Source organism: Sulfitobacter profundi (assembly GCF_042661425.1).
Lineage (GTDB): Bacteria > Pseudomonadota > Alphaproteobacteria > Rhodobacterales > Rhodobacteraceae > Sulfitobacter > Sulfitobacter profundi.
In genome coordinates, this window is record NZ_JBHSWA010000003.1 from 65,553 (window position 1) to 83,075 (window position 17,523).

At 55.2% G+C, this 17,523-nt stretch carries 14 protein-coding genes and 1 pseudogene; 3 read left to right on the plus strand and 12 right to left on the minus strand.

The window, feature by feature from the left end; translation table 11 throughout:
• Positions 1–271 precede the first annotated feature (271 nt).
• Entirely contained in the window at positions 272–694 is a 423-nt protein-coding gene (locus ACFQAU_RS18620) for a response regulator (RefSeq protein WP_132446471.1), read from the plus strand.
• Here the strand turns inward: ACFQAU_RS18620 and ACFQAU_RS18625 are convergent.
• The 4 genes from ACFQAU_RS18625 to ACFQAU_RS18640 form a co-directional block, all read right to left on the minus strand.
• Positions 689–1,426 carry a Crp/Fnr family transcriptional regulator gene (locus tag ACFQAU_RS18625; RefSeq protein WP_240791672.1) on the minus strand — a complete coding sequence of 246 codons (738 nt, stop codon included), beginning with the start codon at positions 1,424–1,426 and terminating at the stop codon, positions 689–691. The two genes, ACFQAU_RS18620 and ACFQAU_RS18625, sit on opposite strands and share 6 nt — an antisense overlap.
• Positions 1,427–1,513: 87 nt before the next feature.
• A complete protein-coding gene (locus tag ACFQAU_RS18630) occupies positions 1,514–1,702 on the minus strand; it encodes a hypothetical protein (protein WP_132446469.1) in 189 nt (62 codons plus the stop codon).
• Positions 1,703–1,770: 68 nt separating this feature from the next.
• Positions 1,771–2,826, minus strand: a complete 1,056-nt coding sequence (locus ACFQAU_RS18635; RefSeq protein WP_206054341.1) for a complex I NDUFA9 subunit family protein — start codon at positions 2,824–2,826, stop codon at positions 1,771–1,773.
• 190 nt (positions 2,827–3,016) lie between these two features.
• Positions 3,017–3,730: an endonuclease/exonuclease/phosphatase family protein gene (locus ACFQAU_RS18640; protein WP_132446467.1), complete on the minus strand. Its 714-nt coding sequence runs from the start codon at positions 3,728–3,730 to the stop codon at positions 3,017–3,019.
• Between the two features lie 127 nt (positions 3,731–3,857).
• Here ACFQAU_RS18640 and ACFQAU_RS18645 point away from each other — a divergent pair, with 127 nt between their 5' ends.
• The gene (locus tag ACFQAU_RS18645; RefSeq protein WP_132446465.1) at positions 3,858–4,847 is read left to right on the plus strand and encodes a lysylphosphatidylglycerol synthase domain-containing protein; all 990 of its coding nucleotides are present in this window, start codon (positions 3,858–3,860) and stop codon (positions 4,845–4,847) included.
• Here ACFQAU_RS18645 and ACFQAU_RS18650 read toward each other — a convergent pair.
• The 8 genes and pseudogenes from ACFQAU_RS18650 to ACFQAU_RS18685 form a co-directional block, all read right to left on the minus strand.
• Positions 4,742–6,034, minus strand: coding sequence for a phospholipase D-like domain-containing protein (locus ACFQAU_RS18650; RefSeq protein WP_386284333.1), 1,293 nt, complete (start codon positions 6,032–6,034; stop codon positions 4,742–4,744). The genes ACFQAU_RS18645 and ACFQAU_RS18650 overlap by 106 nt on opposite strands.
• A gap of 1,387 nt (positions 6,035–7,421) precedes the next feature.
• Positions 7,422–8,098 (minus strand): annotated as a pseudogene (locus ACFQAU_RS18655) (glutathione S-transferase).
• A gap of 189 nt (positions 8,099–8,287) precedes the next feature.
• Complete coding sequence (locus tag ACFQAU_RS18660; RefSeq protein ID WP_132446459.1) at positions 8,288–8,794, minus strand: superoxide dismutase family protein; 507 nt, start codon at positions 8,792–8,794, stop codon at positions 8,288–8,290.
• Positions 8,795–8,952: 158 nt separating this feature from the next.
• Positions 8,953–9,366: a RidA family protein gene (locus ACFQAU_RS18665; RefSeq protein WP_386284337.1), complete on the minus strand. Its 414-nt coding sequence runs from the start codon at positions 9,364–9,366 to the stop codon at positions 8,953–8,955.
• A gap of 88 nt (positions 9,367–9,454) precedes the next feature.
• The gene (locus ACFQAU_RS18670; protein WP_132446455.1) at positions 9,455–9,979 is read right to left on the minus strand and encodes a c-type cytochrome; all 525 of its coding nucleotides are present in this window, start codon (positions 9,977–9,979) and stop codon (positions 9,455–9,457) included.
• A 4-nt stretch (positions 9,980–9,983) separates the two neighbouring features.
• The gene (locus tag ACFQAU_RS18675; protein WP_165935612.1) at positions 9,984–11,555 is read right to left on the minus strand and encodes a flavin monoamine oxidase family protein; all 1,572 of its coding nucleotides are present in this window, start codon (positions 11,553–11,555) and stop codon (positions 9,984–9,986) included.
• Between the two features lie 253 nt (positions 11,556–11,808).
• Positions 11,809–13,842 carry a CocE/NonD family hydrolase gene (locus ACFQAU_RS18680; RefSeq protein ID WP_132446453.1) on the minus strand — a complete coding sequence of 678 codons (2,034 nt, stop codon included), beginning with the start codon at positions 13,840–13,842 and terminating at the stop codon, positions 11,809–11,811.
• A gap of 46 nt (positions 13,843–13,888) precedes the next feature.
• Positions 13,889–15,193: an ATP-grasp domain-containing protein gene (locus tag ACFQAU_RS18685; protein WP_386284343.1), complete on the minus strand. Its 1,305-nt coding sequence runs from the start codon at positions 15,191–15,193 to the stop codon at positions 13,889–13,891.
• A 401-nt stretch (positions 15,194–15,594) separates the two neighbouring features.
• On the opposite strand from ACFQAU_RS18685, the gene ACFQAU_RS18690 reads away from it, so the two are divergent.
• Complete coding sequence (locus tag ACFQAU_RS18690; protein ID WP_132446449.1) at positions 15,595–17,406, plus strand: acetyl-CoA hydrolase/transferase C-terminal domain-containing protein; 1,812 nt, start codon at positions 15,595–15,597, stop codon at positions 17,404–17,406.
• The last annotated feature ends 117 nt before the right edge of the window (positions 17,407–17,523 follow it).

Sequence of the window (17,523 nt, forward strand, 5' to 3'; positions counted from 1 at the left end):
TAGCCAAATTAGCAGCGGCGCGCAGCATTTCGACGAAGACGGCGAGTCGGCTGAACGCCATAGCACACAGGCGCCGACAGTTTAGCGCGTCAGGCTACGAGGACAATCTAGCTGAGTTTATTGCTTCCTTTTGTAAGAATCTCTGCCTGACGCTGTGCGCCGATGTGGCGGGACAGGTCCGTATCATAATTGATGACGGCGTCGGAGTTGAAATAAACCTGCCATTAGGTGGTGAAATGAAGGGTACTACAACCCGTATGGAAGTGATATTATGAGAAAAATAAGGGTTCTACTAGCGGAAAAGGATGATCTGGTTACTACTGACTTGGCCGTTGAATTAGAGAATTCGGGGCTAACGGTATCGGCGATGACCAGTTCTTGTGTCAGCGCTTTGAAAGTGATTGACGAAAATTCTCTAGATTTTGCCTTGTTGAATGTCGAACTGCTGGATGGCGCCAGCTATCCGGTTGCAAAACGGCTCAAAGCTCTTGGAATTCCCTTCGTTTTCTTCACCAGTTTTGAGAAATCTGAAATCGACCTGGAATTTCAGGACGTTCCACGCTTAGCAAAGCCGCAGGCTCCCAGATTAGTTGCCGATTTTGTTGCGGGGCTCCTGAACTCATTAGCCGAGAATCCGGCCCATTCCGCAAAAACGAAAGGAAGCGAGCACGGGCATCTAAATCCCAGCTCATGACCTTTCGGAATTGGTCAGGCCAGAACCGATTAGACGCGCATATTCTGCTTCCGGCTTGCCGTAAGATTCCTGCGCTTCGGCTTCCAAGCCTTCACGATCAAGAATTATGATCTGCCCGCGATTGGCCCGAATTAGTCCCTTACCCTCAAGCATATGAGTGCCCACGGTCACACCCGCGCGGCGCACGCCCAACATGATCGACAGAAATTCGTGGGTCAGGTCCATCTCGTTGCCACTGATCCGATCATGACACATCAGCAGCCACCGTGCGAGCCGCTCTTCCAGTTTGGCCTGCCCGTTCGACAGTGCGGTTTGCGAAGTCTGCGTCATCATCGCCTGCACGTATCGCAACAGATGGCGATGAAATGATGGGCTTTGCTCCATCAGATCCTGAAGCCTGTCGGGTTCGATCACCAGGCCTTCCCCGGCGACCTGCATGAATGTCTCATTGGAGGTATATCCAGTTTGCAGTATCGCTGCGGTTCCCGACATACCTTCATAGCCGAACAACCCCGTTTCGATGCGCCGACCGTTTTTGCTGAAGGCTACCGTCGATCCCACGCCAGATTTCGGAAAATAAACCAATTCGATAGGCGTTTCGGGTGCCTCCAACGTCATGCCGATATGCATTTTCACTGGCCTCAGGTGCGGCTCGACCAACGCGCGATCCGACGCGGACAGAGTGGAAATAAGATTGGACTGGCCAATTGGACAGGAAAAAGCTTTGGGCATTGAGTACTCTCGCGTTTGGGGCAAGAGCACTGCGTGCGACGTCTCTTAACCGGCGCCGCCCTTAATGAATAGCACCAGTGCTTAACGCTACCACTTATCATTAGATTTGTAGAGAACAACTTTGCAAAGCGTACATTTTAAATCAGCTTCGACAGGAATAGTCGTGGTGATGCTCACGTTGCAGTTCTGGGAAACTAATGACACACGAAACTCGGTAAAACTGCACGGGCGAGCACCACCATCCAAGATAATAATAGCAGAAAGCTGTTCGGCCATACTGGGTGCGCTTTCGTACCTCCATGCTGTCGCCTACGGCAGAACGCATCCCTCGGTTTGATCATCCGCTACCGTTCCGAGGTCGCGATACTGCTTTCTTGCCACTCATGGAGATAATCGGTGACGCCTTTCGGTGTGATGCCGAGATCGGCGAATCCCGGCAACGCTCCCGACGCCACATTGTCGGTCTGCATCAGCGCGACCTGCGCGCGGGTCAACGGCGCACCAGACAGCCGCTCGGCGATGTTGGCGAGGCATTTCCAGATAACGAACGGGACCGGAACGGGTAGGGTTCGTAGTCCCGACGCACGGGCCACCGTTTCCACCAGTTCGCGGTAGGTTAACGTGTCTGCACCTGCCAACTCGTAGCACGGCGCACCGGTGTCGGCCTCAAGCAGTTTTCCGATTGCCCGGGCGACATCCTCTGCCCAGGCTGGTTGGAGCCGCACGTCGCCCGCCCCGAACAGGGGATAGACCGGCGACCGCGCCACAGCCCGTATCGTTCCAAGCAGGGCATCGCCGTCACCGAACATGACCGCAGGACGAATGATCGTTGCCTCCGGCAACGCCGACCGCACAGTGGTCTCACCATGACCGCGGGCACGAATATAGCTGTTTTTGGCATCGGGGTTCGAGCCGATCCCGGACAATTGGACGAACCTGAGTACTCCGGCCCGGTTTGCCAGCGATGCGAGCCGTGCTGCGGCCTCTACATGCACAGCGTGATAGGTTAGACTGCCCTTTTCGACGTAGAGGCTGGTGGCATTGACCGCACCATCGGCACCGTTCAGCGCGGCCAGAAGCGTCTCGGGCTCGAACAGGTCGGCGCGTACCGCCTCGGCCCGGTCGCTTTGCAAGAGCGCCGGCTGGCTGCCCGGGTGACGTGCCGCGACCCGAACCCGGTGACCGGCCGTCAACAGATGCCGGACCACACGGCTGCCAAGAAAGCCGGTGCCGCCGAAGATCGTGAAGAGCTTGCTTTCATGCATTGGAGTATCCTCCCGGCATTTCGGGTTGAGAGCGCGATTAAGTAATTTGACGAAAACCAGCCGGTCGAAAGCGTGTCGCGCATGGGTCAAACCCGGTAATGGCGCGAAACGTTCCTTCTCGGCAAAGTTGTTCACTGACCAGAGAATTCGTGAAGCAGCATTGCTAAGTTGTTCGGTAGGGCTGACCAGACTATTCCAACAATGTGAGCATTCCACAAGTGTGCCGCGCCTCCACGCTGCAGTCAAAAGAGGTCACCAGATGGATGACGGAAGTGACACGGTCGCTGCCAATGGTGTCAGGCGCCTTGGCCATAATTTTGTTGCGCTACGGGCAGTTTCCCAAGATCAGATCAGCGATAACTGGAAGATGGTCGGAAGCGAGCCGAGCCGCATGATCTGTCTGACAGCGGTGCAGTATCGACTTCGGGCGGCAATATATGCGGTCCAGCGGGAAAATGGGCCGATACGCAGGGAACGTCTTCATGTGGCTGTGTCCAGGGAATTGTCTGTCCAATATCCGCCGCACCGCACCTCCGGCAATCCAATCGTTCAGATCGCCCATGAGCACCGAACACTCATTACTCTTCCGGACGATCTGCACAAGCTTTTCGGCTTGTTGGCGTCTTTCACGGAAACTCAAACCAAGATGTGCTGCCACAACGTGCAGAGAGCCATAGGGTGTATCCACCACTGTTTCGATCGCCACGCGCGGCTCGCGCCGCTTGTAGGATATGTCATGGTAGCGCGCCGCTGCCATCGGCCAGCAACTTATTACCGCATGGCCATAGTCGCCGTCCGGGGCGCGGATCAGACGGGTTGCATGGCTGTTGCCGCCAAGTTCCTTGTTTAGAAAATCAAACGCATCGGGTGCGGACGATGTCCGGCGACGCGAATCAATTTCCTGCAGCGCAATAATGTGCGGCTGATGGCTTTGGACCAAATCCACCACGCGCCGCAGATCACGGCGACGGTCCGGGCCTATGCCACCATGAATGTTCCATGTCATGACGCGGATGGTTGGTGAGAGGGCATTATCCATACGCCTGTTCACTCCCGGCGTTTCGGCCAGCCGAACGCGCGGACCGGACCAAACCAAGATGCTCTTTGTGGATCGAAAGCTGCGCGTGGGGCGTTAAGTTGCCATAGCGCGAAAAGGAAATCCTCATTTGGCAGCCGACGACCGCCCCCAAAAACAGGACCGTAAACCAGCGTACAAAAGACGCCGTTGGCTTGGCTATATTATCGCCGTCGTCTTGGCGGCGCTGGCACTTTACCTGCTCTATCAGACATTGTCCCGGTACGATTGGCCTGACCTCGTCGATGCAGTGACGGCGGTTTCTTGGGCGCGGTTGTTTGCTGCCTTGGGCTTTTCGGTGCTGAGCTATCTTGCTTTGACCAGTTTTGACTGGCTGGCGTTGCAATATGTCGGTTGTCCATTGGACTACCGCAAAGTTGCCATCGCGTCTTTTGCAAGTTTGTCGATCGGCCATTCGTTGGGCTTGGCAGCGTTGTCCAGCGGGGCGATCCGCTATCGCTATTACACCCGCTGGGGGCTTGGTCGCGCTGATGTCGCGCAACTGATCGTTTTCTGTGGGGCGACAGTTGGACTCGGGCTTGCCGCCCTCGGGGGCATAGCGCTGCTCGTAGCGCCCGAAATTGCGATAAACGCCTTGGGACTTAGCCCAGGTGTTGTCATGTTGATGGCTCTGGTTACGCTCGCTTGTCCAGTTCTGTATCTCGGGATGGCCGCTTTCGCGACGGGCGAAATCCACATTCGTGGGCACAAACTCGCGATGCCAAAGCTCTGGCTGGCCGTGGCGCAGTGTGTAATCGGACCACTGAATTTCGTCTTCGTTGCTGCCGCGCTGCATCAGACTGTTCTTTCCGTTGCCGAAATAAGTTACTTTCCTGTTGTCGCCGCCTACGTCAGCGCAAATGTCGCCACAATCGTCAGCCATGTGCCAGGCGGGCTTGGCGTGATTGAGGCTGTGCTGACCTACTTGTTGCCGGGCCAGGCCCTGATTGGCGCAATTCTCGTGTTCCGCTTCGTCTATTTTCTCATCCCTCTTTGTGCTGGGCTGGTGGTCTTAGGGGTTTCCGAGTTGTTTTTTTCGCGTACTGGGTCACGGCGGGCCACTCGGGACCATAGCCTGTGAAGCGCGTTGAGAAATGGAAGGGGCCGTTCGGGATCAAGTAGAAATGTGCCGGGAAACGATCGTGTCTTCCCCGGGCCTACGTTGACAGGCCGCAGGCTTTTGCCATCGCACAGCAGCCCGTCAATTATCTTACGCAGATTTCTTTTGCGCGCCGCCGATTGCTGCAGCTCCTCGCGTGCAACACCCAGATGTTCCCCTAACAGCGTGTCTCGCATACGATGGATCGTATCGCGAGCTTGCTGCGTCTGCGCGATTACGGTCACATCACATTCGGTGTCCAACCCCACCGAACGGTTGTTGAGGTTCGCCGAGCCAATGCGGAGAAAACGGTCGTCTATGATCATTACCTTGGAATGAATGAGCAGTCGGTGCTTTTCGTCGTTGTCCGTTACGGGGCAATAGACGTGAAGGCGATTGTGCCGGTCGACAGCCTTCAGTCGACGCAGCAGCCGCTCCCTGTTCGCCCCCATAATGAAGCGTTCTAGGATGCCGTTGGCGATAAGCGTGCAAATGACCACGATTTCTGGACCCTCCGGCTGCGCAAGCAACCGCTTGAGCATCCTGCCCATGCGCCGTCCAGTGAAATACTGCGCCTCAATATAGATCGTCTCGCGTGCCGCCTCCAACAAATCGTCCGTTAGCTGCGCCGCCTCTTCTATACCACGCTGAGCGCCTAATTTGGGTTTTGTCTGGGAAACCGCAACACTGATATTTTCGAAGTCAGGTTTCACCGCGCGAGGCCAACGGTCTTTAGTAGCCTGGACTGACAACGCTTCCCCTGTTGCATCGTACCATCGGGAATGCGCGATAGTACAAAGATCACTTACTACTGGGCCGTCCAGAACCATTTGGACATCATGGACCGGTTCATAGGGTGTCCCGTCAGTATCCTTTCGCAGCGGCTCGTCTGACGAGTGTTCAGGCTTGTCCCAGCGTGCAACCGTTAGATCCATTCCACCGACAAAAACCACTGCGTCATCAACGATAACAATCTTCTGATGATGAGATGCATAAAGGGGATGATGAGTGTCAAGATGCAGGTGGATACGCTCATGGTCTGCCCAACCGGATCCGACAAGGAGCGGCATAGCTGCACTTGGCGTATGAACAGTCGCCAGACTCCAGATTAGGACCCGAACATGGAGGTCCTCACGCTTTTCGACCAGATCGCGCAGCAGATCCCCCAACACAGACGCATTAGGTCCGTCCTGAGGACGAAGACGAATACTCGCGTCAAAATCCCAGCCGATAATTGTAATGGATCGTTCAGCGCTTCTCAGGGTGGCGTCCAAAGCTGCGAAATAAGACGCACCATCTATCAGTACCGCCGCACGGTGTGCGATTGATATGGCAGAGCAGTTACGGCCGGGTGAGAGAACCGGCTGCGATTCTGCCGCAGTCGGGTTAATTAGGTCATGCGTTCGCTGCCTGTTCATCTCACCCACCTTATCGAAAGTGAACGCATCTGCCAGAGCGTTGCCCGTACTGTCGGCCGAGGATTGTGGCGATACTGTTGATGCACTTCGGTTCGCAAGTTATTGTCTTACATAGAACTATTCCTGCGCGAAAAATGTTCCACCATAGCCAGATAGCGCGTCCATGAGATTACTTCTGGCTAAGCTTTGTGGCAGAACCCGGTTTTTGGCGGGTTGAAGCAGCCAAGGTGGCCGTTTTGATGGTGCCGTTGGCGATTTTGATCAGCCTTCGTACGATTGCTAAGATTGTGAGTATGGTATTTTGGTTTGATTGATCTTCGAATACATTAACGGGTTCTACAATCCGCGCCGCCGTAATCCAACATTGGAATAGAAAAGCCCTGTCGTTTCCGAACGGAAGGCGGCTTAAACGAGCACTAGGGGGCAGCACGAAACCAGAACAGGTGTTTTTCCAAACAAGGCCGCGTTCACGCGGTTGGTGGGCGCTCTGATGTTAGAGCAGAATAATGAGCCGGCAATCATACGGCGCTACATGACACTAGAAACCGTCGCCACTATTTGCGACACTATCCCCATGGAACCGGCGACAACCGCCGCCCTGGAAATGCGGTCGAGCCGAAGCGGAAGAGCAAAATTACACCATTCCGTCGGACATTATCAAAACTGCGAGGCATCTTGGACAGATGACAAGGCTTCAAATGGGATTATGGGCGGTGGTGGCCATTGTCGCTCTTGGCGCAACGGTAATCGTCGTTTGCGGGTAGAGTGCGGCGGAACAAAATGCCGCATCTTCGGCCGTGGCCGAGTTGGAGTTGACAGATCATGATGTGGTCCTCTGCCCATCGAGGAACTTTCAGCGGCAAGAGCCTTTTTGTCACCGAGAACTGATGGGGTGGATACTCGCCTTCCGACGGCATCGCGGTGTGCCAATTGGTGACATCTCCGGCGACATTCTTGTGTCACGCCACCAACGGCAGAAGAGTTTATTCTATCCACACCCCAGCGATGAACGAAATTGCAAAAACCGTCTTTTTGTGGAAACCGCGCATCAGATACAGCTTGCTGAGATCAGGATGAGCCGATCTTCTTCTACGCTGCGGCGGGCGTATTCTTCAAGGTATGGGCTTGTGTGCGCTGATTAGCCTTGAACGACTTCCCTTAATGATTTTTCAATTTCTCCGCCGCACCAGACGTTGCCGAAGCGCTCCCGGCTTTCCTCGGCCTGCGCAGAAAGCGCGCCCTGGGACCGGGCCTGTTCCACAAGTGTGGCAACATTCGGTGCCTCCGCGCTAAGAAGTGCGCGAAGCGGGGGAACCGCTCGGTCATCGTTCCCCAGAGAGTTGCGGTCGCGATATAACCGAGTTCGTTCTGGTTTGCAGAAAGAAGATCCTGCACGACCGCTGCCTCCCAGATCCTCATCCAGCGACGTAAGCGAGGAAGAAAGTGTGTCCAAGACTCTGTCGTCCACATCGTCTTGCCGCCATTGAGCGTCATCTCGTCCAAGACGTCATTGGCATCGTTTATAACCTTCAGCGCGAGCGCTTTCTGATGCGGCTCGCTTGGAGTCAAGTTGAATTGCTCGGCTAACCAGAGGCAGATCGCAGGCATTTCGGCGATCGCTTTGCCAGATGCATTGTCTACCAACAATGGCGGTGCCATGTGCGGGACGGGCTGATCGCGCGGGTCCATATCCATCATCGCACTGACCGCGTCGCTATCAGGCTCGTCAACTGTTGCGCCAGCATGGGCGAGAAGCGCACGGACGAATTCACCGCGAAACGGCACAGGCCAGTAATAGAGGGTGAAGTTTGACATATTTAGCAGTTCCTTTTGATGAACGTGCGAATGGAATTCTGTTCAGCTGACCATTCAGAAGAATGTTCTGTTCAAACCACGATCAAGTTGCGGGCACAGACAGGTGCCGCAAACGGGTGCTTAGTGCTTAGTGCTTAGTGCTCATGTGGGGTGGCGTCTGAACCAACTCGTCTGACCGTGTTAGCCAGCTTACTGGGTGCGTTCAGTGAGTTCTCCGCAAGCGATCCGGTCTCCTGCATCACCGGCCGGCTGACTTTCGTAATCATCCATGCCTTGGTGCATAACGAAGGCAGAGCCATCTGAATCTAACAGGTCTTTCTGCACAGATAAAAATGGCAGAAAAACTTCTATTTCACCAACTCCATTGGATTTTACGGTCAAGTTTGGCATGTCACCAGGGTGGGGGCCGCCGTCAACCAACACACCATGTTTGCGATCACCTGCAACATGCCCGCCAGCGGATTTAAAATCCTCTGAGGAACAATCGCCAGTTTCATGTAGGTGAATGCCATGCACGCCTTCGGGCAAGCTGTTTAAGGTGAGCGTCGCTAAGGCCACACCAGAGGGTAAATCTTGTATCATCACGGCACCAAGCCTCTTGCCGTCGCGATCATGTACCGTTGCAGTAACCTCCGCAGCGGCAACGGCTGCTGCTGACAAGCTGAAATAGATTGCAGCTCCGATAAGAACTTTCATGTTTTTCTCCTTTTGGCCAACAAGAACGGGCCCTCTAGTGACAAACCCTCGTACGCTGAAAACTTCCCAAATATTCGGTCATTTCTTTAGGGGGGTGTAGACTTTAGAAACTCGTTTAAGATTTTGCGTTCGCATCTATCCGCCCCCCGGTTGCATCGTCACGAACCGGACCGCACGGCAACAACTTCGATTTCAACCAGCCATGATGGGTTAGCGAGTCCGGGAACTTCAAAAACGGATCGGGTCGGCAGTTCGGGTTGCTCCTCGGTGCCGAAATATTGGGTATAGCCCTTCATAAAGCCCTCAAAGTCCATCCCATCGCTGCCTTTGGGAGCGACGAGATAGGCCTGCATTTTGATTACATCGCCCATATCGAGGTCAATCCCGGCAAGCTTCTTCTCAATCGACGCCAGAACGCTGGCAGTTTGGGTTGCCGTATCCCCGAAATACTCGGGCGAGCCCTTCTCTGCCGTTTCATCGGCGACCTCAGGGACGGTGCCGCTGAGATAAACCAAAGTGGCATCCGCTGGCACCTCTACCGCTTGCAGGATCGGGAAGTCGGAATCCGGCAATCCATGGCGGACAACCTCCGAACTTTGCGCGAATGCTGCGGTGGCCGTAAGTGCGGTGGTCGCGGCGAGGGGGCGATAAATTTGCGGATCATTCGTGTTCCTCCATATTCTGATCTACTGGTTCGGCGGGACGGGCATCGGCCACGGCATCAAGCGTGCCATCTGCCTCATAGTCATTGCCAAGGTTGGTTTGCAGATAATCGGTAATGGCGAGCACCTGCTTGTCATCAAGGAAATGGCCGAAGCTGGGCATGGCAGCCTGACCGTTAATGATGATGTAGGTCGCGTAACCGGCGAATTCGAGGTTCGGGTTCCCGCTGAGTTCAGGGTATTTCCCGGCTCCGATTGCGCCTGACCCATCGGCCATATGACAGCCAGAGCAGAGCGACTGATACAATTCCTCGCCATCCTCGCTGACATATTCCTCAACCCATTCACCTCCATCTGCCATGGCGGTGATCTCGCGCTCTTGGGGCCGTGCTTCGACCTCGGTAGAGGTCTCGCCCGTTTCAGTTTCTTGCGCGGCGCGCGTGTCTACTTCATCGTCTTGGGCATAGAGCGGCAACGTGCCGAGCATACCTACGATCGCGGCTGTGATAAAAGTCTGTCGCATGGCTTCACCCGTTGATTACTTTGTCATGGAGACGCGAAATCGCATCGAGAGAGGAGAGGATCGCCCCTTCCTGCCAGGCTGGCAGATAGGAAAGATGCTCGCCGGCGCACACCACGCGATTGTCGATCTTGATCGCTTCGTCGTAATCGTCGCGGTTTTCCCAGATGCCAGAACAGCCCAGCACCCATGGCACCTTGTGCCACGCAACACTCACACCGGTTTTGAATTCATCGCGGTACTGCGGGTGAATCTTAGCCCCTTCCCGCAGCGCCCATTCCAGCCGCTCATCAGGTTCCATCGCGTTGAACTTGTAAGAATTTTCGCCGCGCCATGTGTAACCGCCCAAAAGCACACCCGGCCCGTCTGAGAAATAGCCGGTGGAGGGATAGCTGATCTGCCCGATGGCCAGATCGGTATAGCTGATCCCGCCATAGATATCCTCGTCTTCCTCCCAGAAGCGCCGCTTAAATTCGAGGCCCCATTTGGTCGATCCATTGTAGTACATCGAACTGATCGCATTCGCCAAACCGCCCGAAAGATTATGGTCGATCTGACCGAGGATGGAAAAGGGGATGGTGCAAACGCAGTAGTCCGCCTTGCTGGTTTTCTGGCCACCGCCGGCGCTGTCTTCCCAAGTCACCGTCACGCCATTCTCGTCCTGCTGAAGCGAGACGACCTTGGCGTTATAGGTAATGAGATCCCCGACCTCACGCTCAAACCCTTTGGCGATGCCGTCCATCCCACCGACGGGCTGGAACATGGGGGCTTGGTGGTCGACGGTCTCATGTGTGGCGAGATATTCCCACAGGCGTGACTGCAAGACTTCCTGCGGGTTAAGCAGGTCAGAGGCCTCTGGTGCCGCGCCGACACCGCCACCGGGCTGTTTGGCATAGCCACGGTATTCGCTGGTCTCCAGACTCTTGACGTACTCGTTCTGCTCATTCAGCACACCGAAGGAACGCAGGCTTTCCAGCAAGACTTCGCGGTCCTCTGCGGTGACCAGCTCATCCAGTTTGCCTTGGTTCACGGCCTTGGCCAGCAGTTCCGAGATATGGCCCCGGTAATCGGTCTTGATGTCCTTCAAACGCTGTGGCTTGCCGCCATAGGCGTCCGACTTGTGAAGGTAAGAGTTGTAGTTCAGCTGGATAAATGGCTCCAGCGGCACCTTGAGCCGCTTGCAATAATCCAGAACGGCATGGTGGTTGTGCGGAAGCCGCCACGGGCCGGGGTTGATGTAGTTGCCTTCGGCAAAATCAACGTTTTGGATCGCGCCGCCAAGTTCTGTGTAGCTGTCGCCCGAACGCAGGGTCCAGCATCGGCCGCCCGCCTTTTCGCGGAACTCCAACACTTCGACTTCATAGCCAGCCGCTCGCATTTCATAAGCAGCGGTCAGACCGGCAAGCCCGGCGCCAAGGATCAGCACCTTTGCGCCCTGCGGATCGCCGTCCAGCTTGATCGGACCGCTATAGTCCGACGGGGCGGCGAAACCCATTGATGCCATGGCATGATACATGGCGGTACTGCCCGCGGCAGTGCCGATCATAGCCAAGAGATTGCGACGTGTGATTTCACTCATGGTAGGCTCCCGGGCTGGTAAGTATGAGGCGCGATGGGCATCGCAGCGGTGGCGCAGGAGTTGCGCATGTCGCAGCCAAACGCCTTTCAATCTAACCCGTGCGGGAATATTAAGTTCCGAAAAAGGTCAACATAGCGTAAGTCGGTCCGGGTTAGATGCGACGCGCGCGCGCTGCAAAGCACAATTGAACGGCTCGGAGACGAATTTGCGGTCGAGAACGGTTGGCGCCAAGGAACGTTTCTTCATACGACCGTCAAACCATGTCCCGCGGGATCGTTTCGTTCCAGCTTTGACATCGCACCCGCGCCCCGTTTTCCCAAGCGTCTAACTCGGCCGTGAGATAGAAATTTTCTTGGTCTGACGTCAGGCAAGTGCGGGTGCGTGTTTCGATCAACCATCCGTCGCGTTGCAGGGTCCGATACCATTCCGTTTCGCCAGTAGCAGACGTGAAATCTCCCGGTCTTGCACCATAGGTTTCTACCGCCCGCGCCCCGACCGTTAGGTCAATTCGGTCCAGCCGCATCTTCCCTCGGTCGTCGGTGACGCGTAACTCCGTCCATTGTCGTCCTAGATCCTGATGGGTTACCCATTCGTGACTGGGTGGTGCCAATGAGGTTACCGAAGGACCCGGTGATTGGACCGGCGCTCCGAATTCCAGCGCTTCATCGCTGCCTTTGGGAGTACGACAGGGCAGTGTCAGCATGCTTTTCTCTGTACGGATCGTCAGACGCACAGAGGCGGGTGGAGTCCATGCCAAGGGCCAGTAAACGGTCGAGATCGACAGTCGTACGCGGTGACCTTTAGGTATCTTCTGCGCAATGTAGCACATTGGCACTCGGACTCGATAAAAGCATCCCGGTTTCAACTTTTCAGGATGTTCACGGCTGTCACGGTGGGTTAGGTTCAACATTCCATATGTGATGCGGGTTACTTGATGATCAGGCCGCATGTCGGACAGCCTCACCGCGACCATGGCTACGGGACAATCACTGGCCAGCTCCAATTCGACCTCTGGCGCCCCCAGAATATACCTATCTTCTGTTAATGGATCGGATTGGAAAACCAACGCACCACCGTCGTCTGCGCGCTGATCGCTTGCCAGATCGGGACCATTGGCATACGAGCACCACTTGCCGGAATGTAGACCCAAAGTCACCGGCGACTGCACATCCAAATTAACTTCTTCTTCCTTCTGCGATGGTATTTTCTTTTCGGGACGCAGATTTCGACCTTCAGCGATCGTAAATCGTTCGAATGTGATATTGGGCGCGGGCCAAATGTTTTCTCCGACCCACTGGCCCGGGCGATGATCGTATTCCGGATTAGGCGGAGCGCTATCCAGCATCCACGCAGTGATCATCGGGTCGTCCTCCACGCCGGTGTCTTTGCCTTTGAGCCAGCGGTCCCACCAACGCAACAACTCGGATAGAAAATCAATGGCTGGGCCCGGACGGCCGAAATGTGGATAGATATGGCCCCACGGGCCAACCATCCCCTTGCGGGGAACGTCAAGGTTTTCCATGAGCCGGAAAACAGAATTGGTATAACCATCCGCCCAGCCACTAACCGCAAAGACCGGTACCTTGATGGCAGAATAGTCCTCACGCACAGAGCCATGTCGCCAATAGGCATCGCGCCGTTGGTGTTGCAGCCAATTCTTCAGCCATAGACCGGAGCTGTCTAAGCGTTCCAGCCACATGTCGCGCCAGCGACTGCCGACCAGCGCGGGATCCGGCGGCATGGTGTTGTAGGAGAACATTACCGATGCCCATGATAGATTGTCGCCCAGCAAACAGCCGCCCATGTGGTGGATATCATCCGAATAACGATCATCAGTTGAAGACATCGTAACGATGGCTTTTAGTGGTTCAGGCTGCATCGCGGCAATCTGCAAGCCGTTAAAGCCGCCCCAAGAGATTCCCATCATACCAATATTACCATCGCACCAAGGCTGATCGGCGATCCAATGCAGTGCGGCCACACCGTCGTCCAACTCGCTTTGCAAATACTCATCCGTCAGCACACCTTCACTTTCACCGCTGCCGCGGATGTCTAGCCTGATACAGGCATAGCCGTGTCCAGCTAGATATGGATGGGTGTGTTCATCGCGAACAGCCGTGCCAAACCTTTTACGGTAGGGGATGTATTCTAGGATCGCCGGTACTGGGGCGTTCTCCGAACCCTTGGGGCGCCAAATTCGGGCGGCTAGTCGGATCCCATCGGTTACGGGAATGAACACATTTTCTTCCTCGATAACCTCGTTCGGAAATGTGCTTATCGTCTTCATCAATGCCTCCTGTTCGCGGCTTAGTCCGCGTCGTCCATTGGCTTAATCAGGAACACCAGCGAGTCCCGGCAGCGTTTATATGCATCCTCAATGAAATCGGCGCTCTCGCCCCCAGAAAGACATCCATTAACTCGAACGAATAGCTGTCCTGATCGACTAGTTCAGAGAGATTCTGGCCCTCACCGACTAACAATTGTACTTTCAGGTCGGGCATCAATGCGCGGAGCTTGTCGATCTCTTCTTGGCATGGGATGCGGTGAACAACACCATTTGCTTCGTGGCTGCGGACCATAAACTTGGCGGCCATAGGGCTAGTGCCCTGACGCTTAGGCCTGTCGGGCGTCTGCCCGAGCGCCAACTCAATGATTTGTTTGTGATGGGAGCAGCCATCGACGATTTCAAAAAGCGGAGCATGGGATTTTGAAAGCCGGGTGTTGATTTCCAGCAGGTTTAATGCACCGGTTTCGGGATCATGGAAAAACTCCACATTGAAAGGACCGTTGTCGAATCCCACCTGCGTGAGCACCTTGGTCACTTGTTGTTGCGCTGCTTCAACCACTTCCCCGGGCAACTCGGCGGGGTAGTAATAGCTTGATAAACTAGACATGTGGCGCCCGGACCGCCTGCTTTCGATGGCCCCGTAGATCGTTGTTTCGCCTTTGTGCCTATAGCCCTCGAGGGTGAAAAGCTGATCTTCCGAGATCAATTCTTCAGCAACAGCGTAATTACCATCAATTTTGTCTGTGGGAAGTTCTGCCGGATCAAGGTGCTTGAGAAAGGCGTTGAACGGTTCACCGTACCTATGAATGGCCCTGCGGCAAGCGCTGAGTGCTTGGGTTAGTTCCGAAGTTTCACGTACGCGATACCCAAGCATGGATGAATGACCCTTCACCGGCTTTAGCCAGAATGGAAACGGGAGCGGCGGCTTTCGCATGATATCTGGATCGAAAGGATTGATGGCAACCACGCGAGGCGTGTGATCTGGCAGAGCATCCTGCTGATATTGACGCATCCAGTATTTATGCTCGCAGCGTGCCACTGCTTCGGGCGATGCGGCAATCAATCCATGGTCACGGCACAGAAGACTCACCAATGCGGAGACGGGGAAATCAAGATGGCCAATTATAGCGTCCGGCGGGCGATCGAAACCGCTGATGATTGCCCGGGCTTCATTCAGCAAGGTGTCAAAATCGAAGGTACCGTTAGGTTGAACATCGGTACGGTGCAGAACCTGTTCCAACTGCCAGTCTTTTGCCTCAGGTATTCGACCAATCATTTCCTGATGAAAAGCGTCGGAGCCTACGATGCAAACAAGCTTCTTCGCGGTCTGGTTTCTCGTTGCACTCGCCATGATCGACGCCCTCTTTCGCACCCCCACATATCAAAACAACAGCCCGCGAATGAGAATGTTCCTTGCGGATTGCTTTCGTTCGCCGGGGGCAGCAGAACTCGGAAAAAAGAAGTAAGACGAAACAACAGCTTGATCCTCGCCAGGAACTCTTCGCAAAGATAAAGGTTTTCGTACATAGGAGTTCTGAGGTCAAAGTATCTAAGTTCCACTGAGGTCGCCTCACTGCGCAGAGGATTGTTTAAAAAGGGCGAAACATAGGTGAGGGTGAAGTTTGGGGTGCGAGGCCACCCGGGCTTGCTGGGAGGATTTGAGACCGAGACCTCGCACCCATGGTTAAGATTCTTTGGTGCGCCAAGATGCTTGGTTGCACCTCTAACGCAATCTACAGGATATCTGTATTTATGGAGCGGGAAGACGAAGCCGATACCATTGCGCAGCAACTGTACGAGTCTACAGGCGGCGAGATTAGGTTAGCTCTTCCATTAGGTTTGGGCAAACCACTGACGCTGGTAGACGCTCTGGTACGTGGCGCCCGCAACGTACCAGAGCGGAAGCTGTCTATTTTTACGGCGCTCACCCTGGAGCGACCTCCATTGTCATCGGACATGGAACAGCGATTTCTTGAGCCAGCGCTCGACCGACTTTTCGGTGCCTATCCCGGCCCCCTCTATGTGAGGATGCTGCGCGAAGGGACCTTGCCGAGCAACGTCACGGTAAATGAATTTTTCCTGTTTGCTGGTCGATGGCTGGGGGCGGACGCAATGCAGCAAGCCTATATCGCAGCGAATTACACCCATGCCCGCGACGTTCTGTTGGATCGACAGCCCAATGTTCTGCTCCAACTGGTCGCAGAGAAAGGTGGTCAGTTTTCGCTGTCGTCCAACACCGATATTTCCGCCGATCTGTTTGCATTTCGCGCCGCGGGTAAGGTCGATTTCCAAGTGGCATTCGAGGTGCATCCCGAGATGCCTTTCATGCAGGGCGATGGTGCCGTAATGAACGCAAATGAGGCGGATCACGTCCTGCATGGCGCTCCCGACTACAATCTTTTTTCGGCAGTACGCCGCCCGGTCGAGGACGCCGCGCATGCGATCGGGCTGCACGTGAGCGGCCTCATCAGAGACGGGGGGACGCTGCAGATCGGCATCGGGGGCATCGGCGACGCTGTGGCGCATGCTTTGATACTCCGCGATGAAGGAAAAATGCACACCATCCAACGTGGTTGCCCATTCCCGCAAGGGGATCGACACGAGGCGCCGTTTCGTGAGGGCCTTTACGCTGTCACTGAAATGCTGGTTGGCGGGCTACTAGCACTTTTCGAGGCTGGGATTTTAAGGCGCGAAGTCGATGGCGCCGTGATTGATGCAGGTTTTTTTGTCGAAACGCGCGATTTTTACAAACGCTTGCGATGCTTGCCCGAAGATCAACGCGCGAAAATCGCGATGCGGCCCGTGAGTTTCACCAATTCCCTCTATGGCGATGAGGAGGCGAAACGTGCTGCGCGCGTGAACGCTAGGTTCGTCAATGGGGCCATGCAAGTGAGCCTTTTGGGCGACGTCATGTCTGACACGTTGGATGACGGGCAGGTGGTCAGCGGCGTCGGCGGGCAGTTCAATTTCGTTGAACAAGCCTTTGCACTGGAGGGTGGGCGTTCCGTAATTACACTTCCTGCGTGGCGGATGTCTGGGGGCACGCCGTGTAGCAATATTCGATGGACCCTAGACACCGTGACGGTGCCGCGTCACATGCGCGATGTGGTTGTGACCGAATATGGTGCCGCCGACCTGCGCGGACTATCCGACGCGCAGGTGATCGCTGCTTTACTGAACATCACCGATAGTCGTTTCCAGAGCAAACTGATGGAGCAGGCCAAAACAGTTGGGAAACTTCCCGATAATCATGAAATCCCGGAAGCCCACCGCGAGAACTATCCTCAACGGGTCCGCGCATGGATTGAGGGGCATCGTGCGGCGCTTCCAACTTTCCCGCTCGGCAGTGACTTCGATGATATCGAGCGCGTTTTGCTGCCTGCCTTGGCTGAGCTCAAGGAACTCTCTTCGACATGGCGAGGCAAAGCGCAGTTGTTGGTTGCGTCGTTGTGGCTTCCGCCGCACGAGCAGGAACTTCAAGCAATGTCACGTATGGGGTTCAAGACGAATGAAGGCTTGACCGCTAGGGCGTTACAAGGTGCGCTGAGACGGACAGTGCGCTAACCTCGGCTATGGAGAGGTTAGATGGTTGGTGTGACTCGTTAGATGGTTGATGTGACTCTCAGTCAGCCATTTTTGACAAGTTTTCAGATGGACGGCGGCGAACGGTGACTTAGTCTC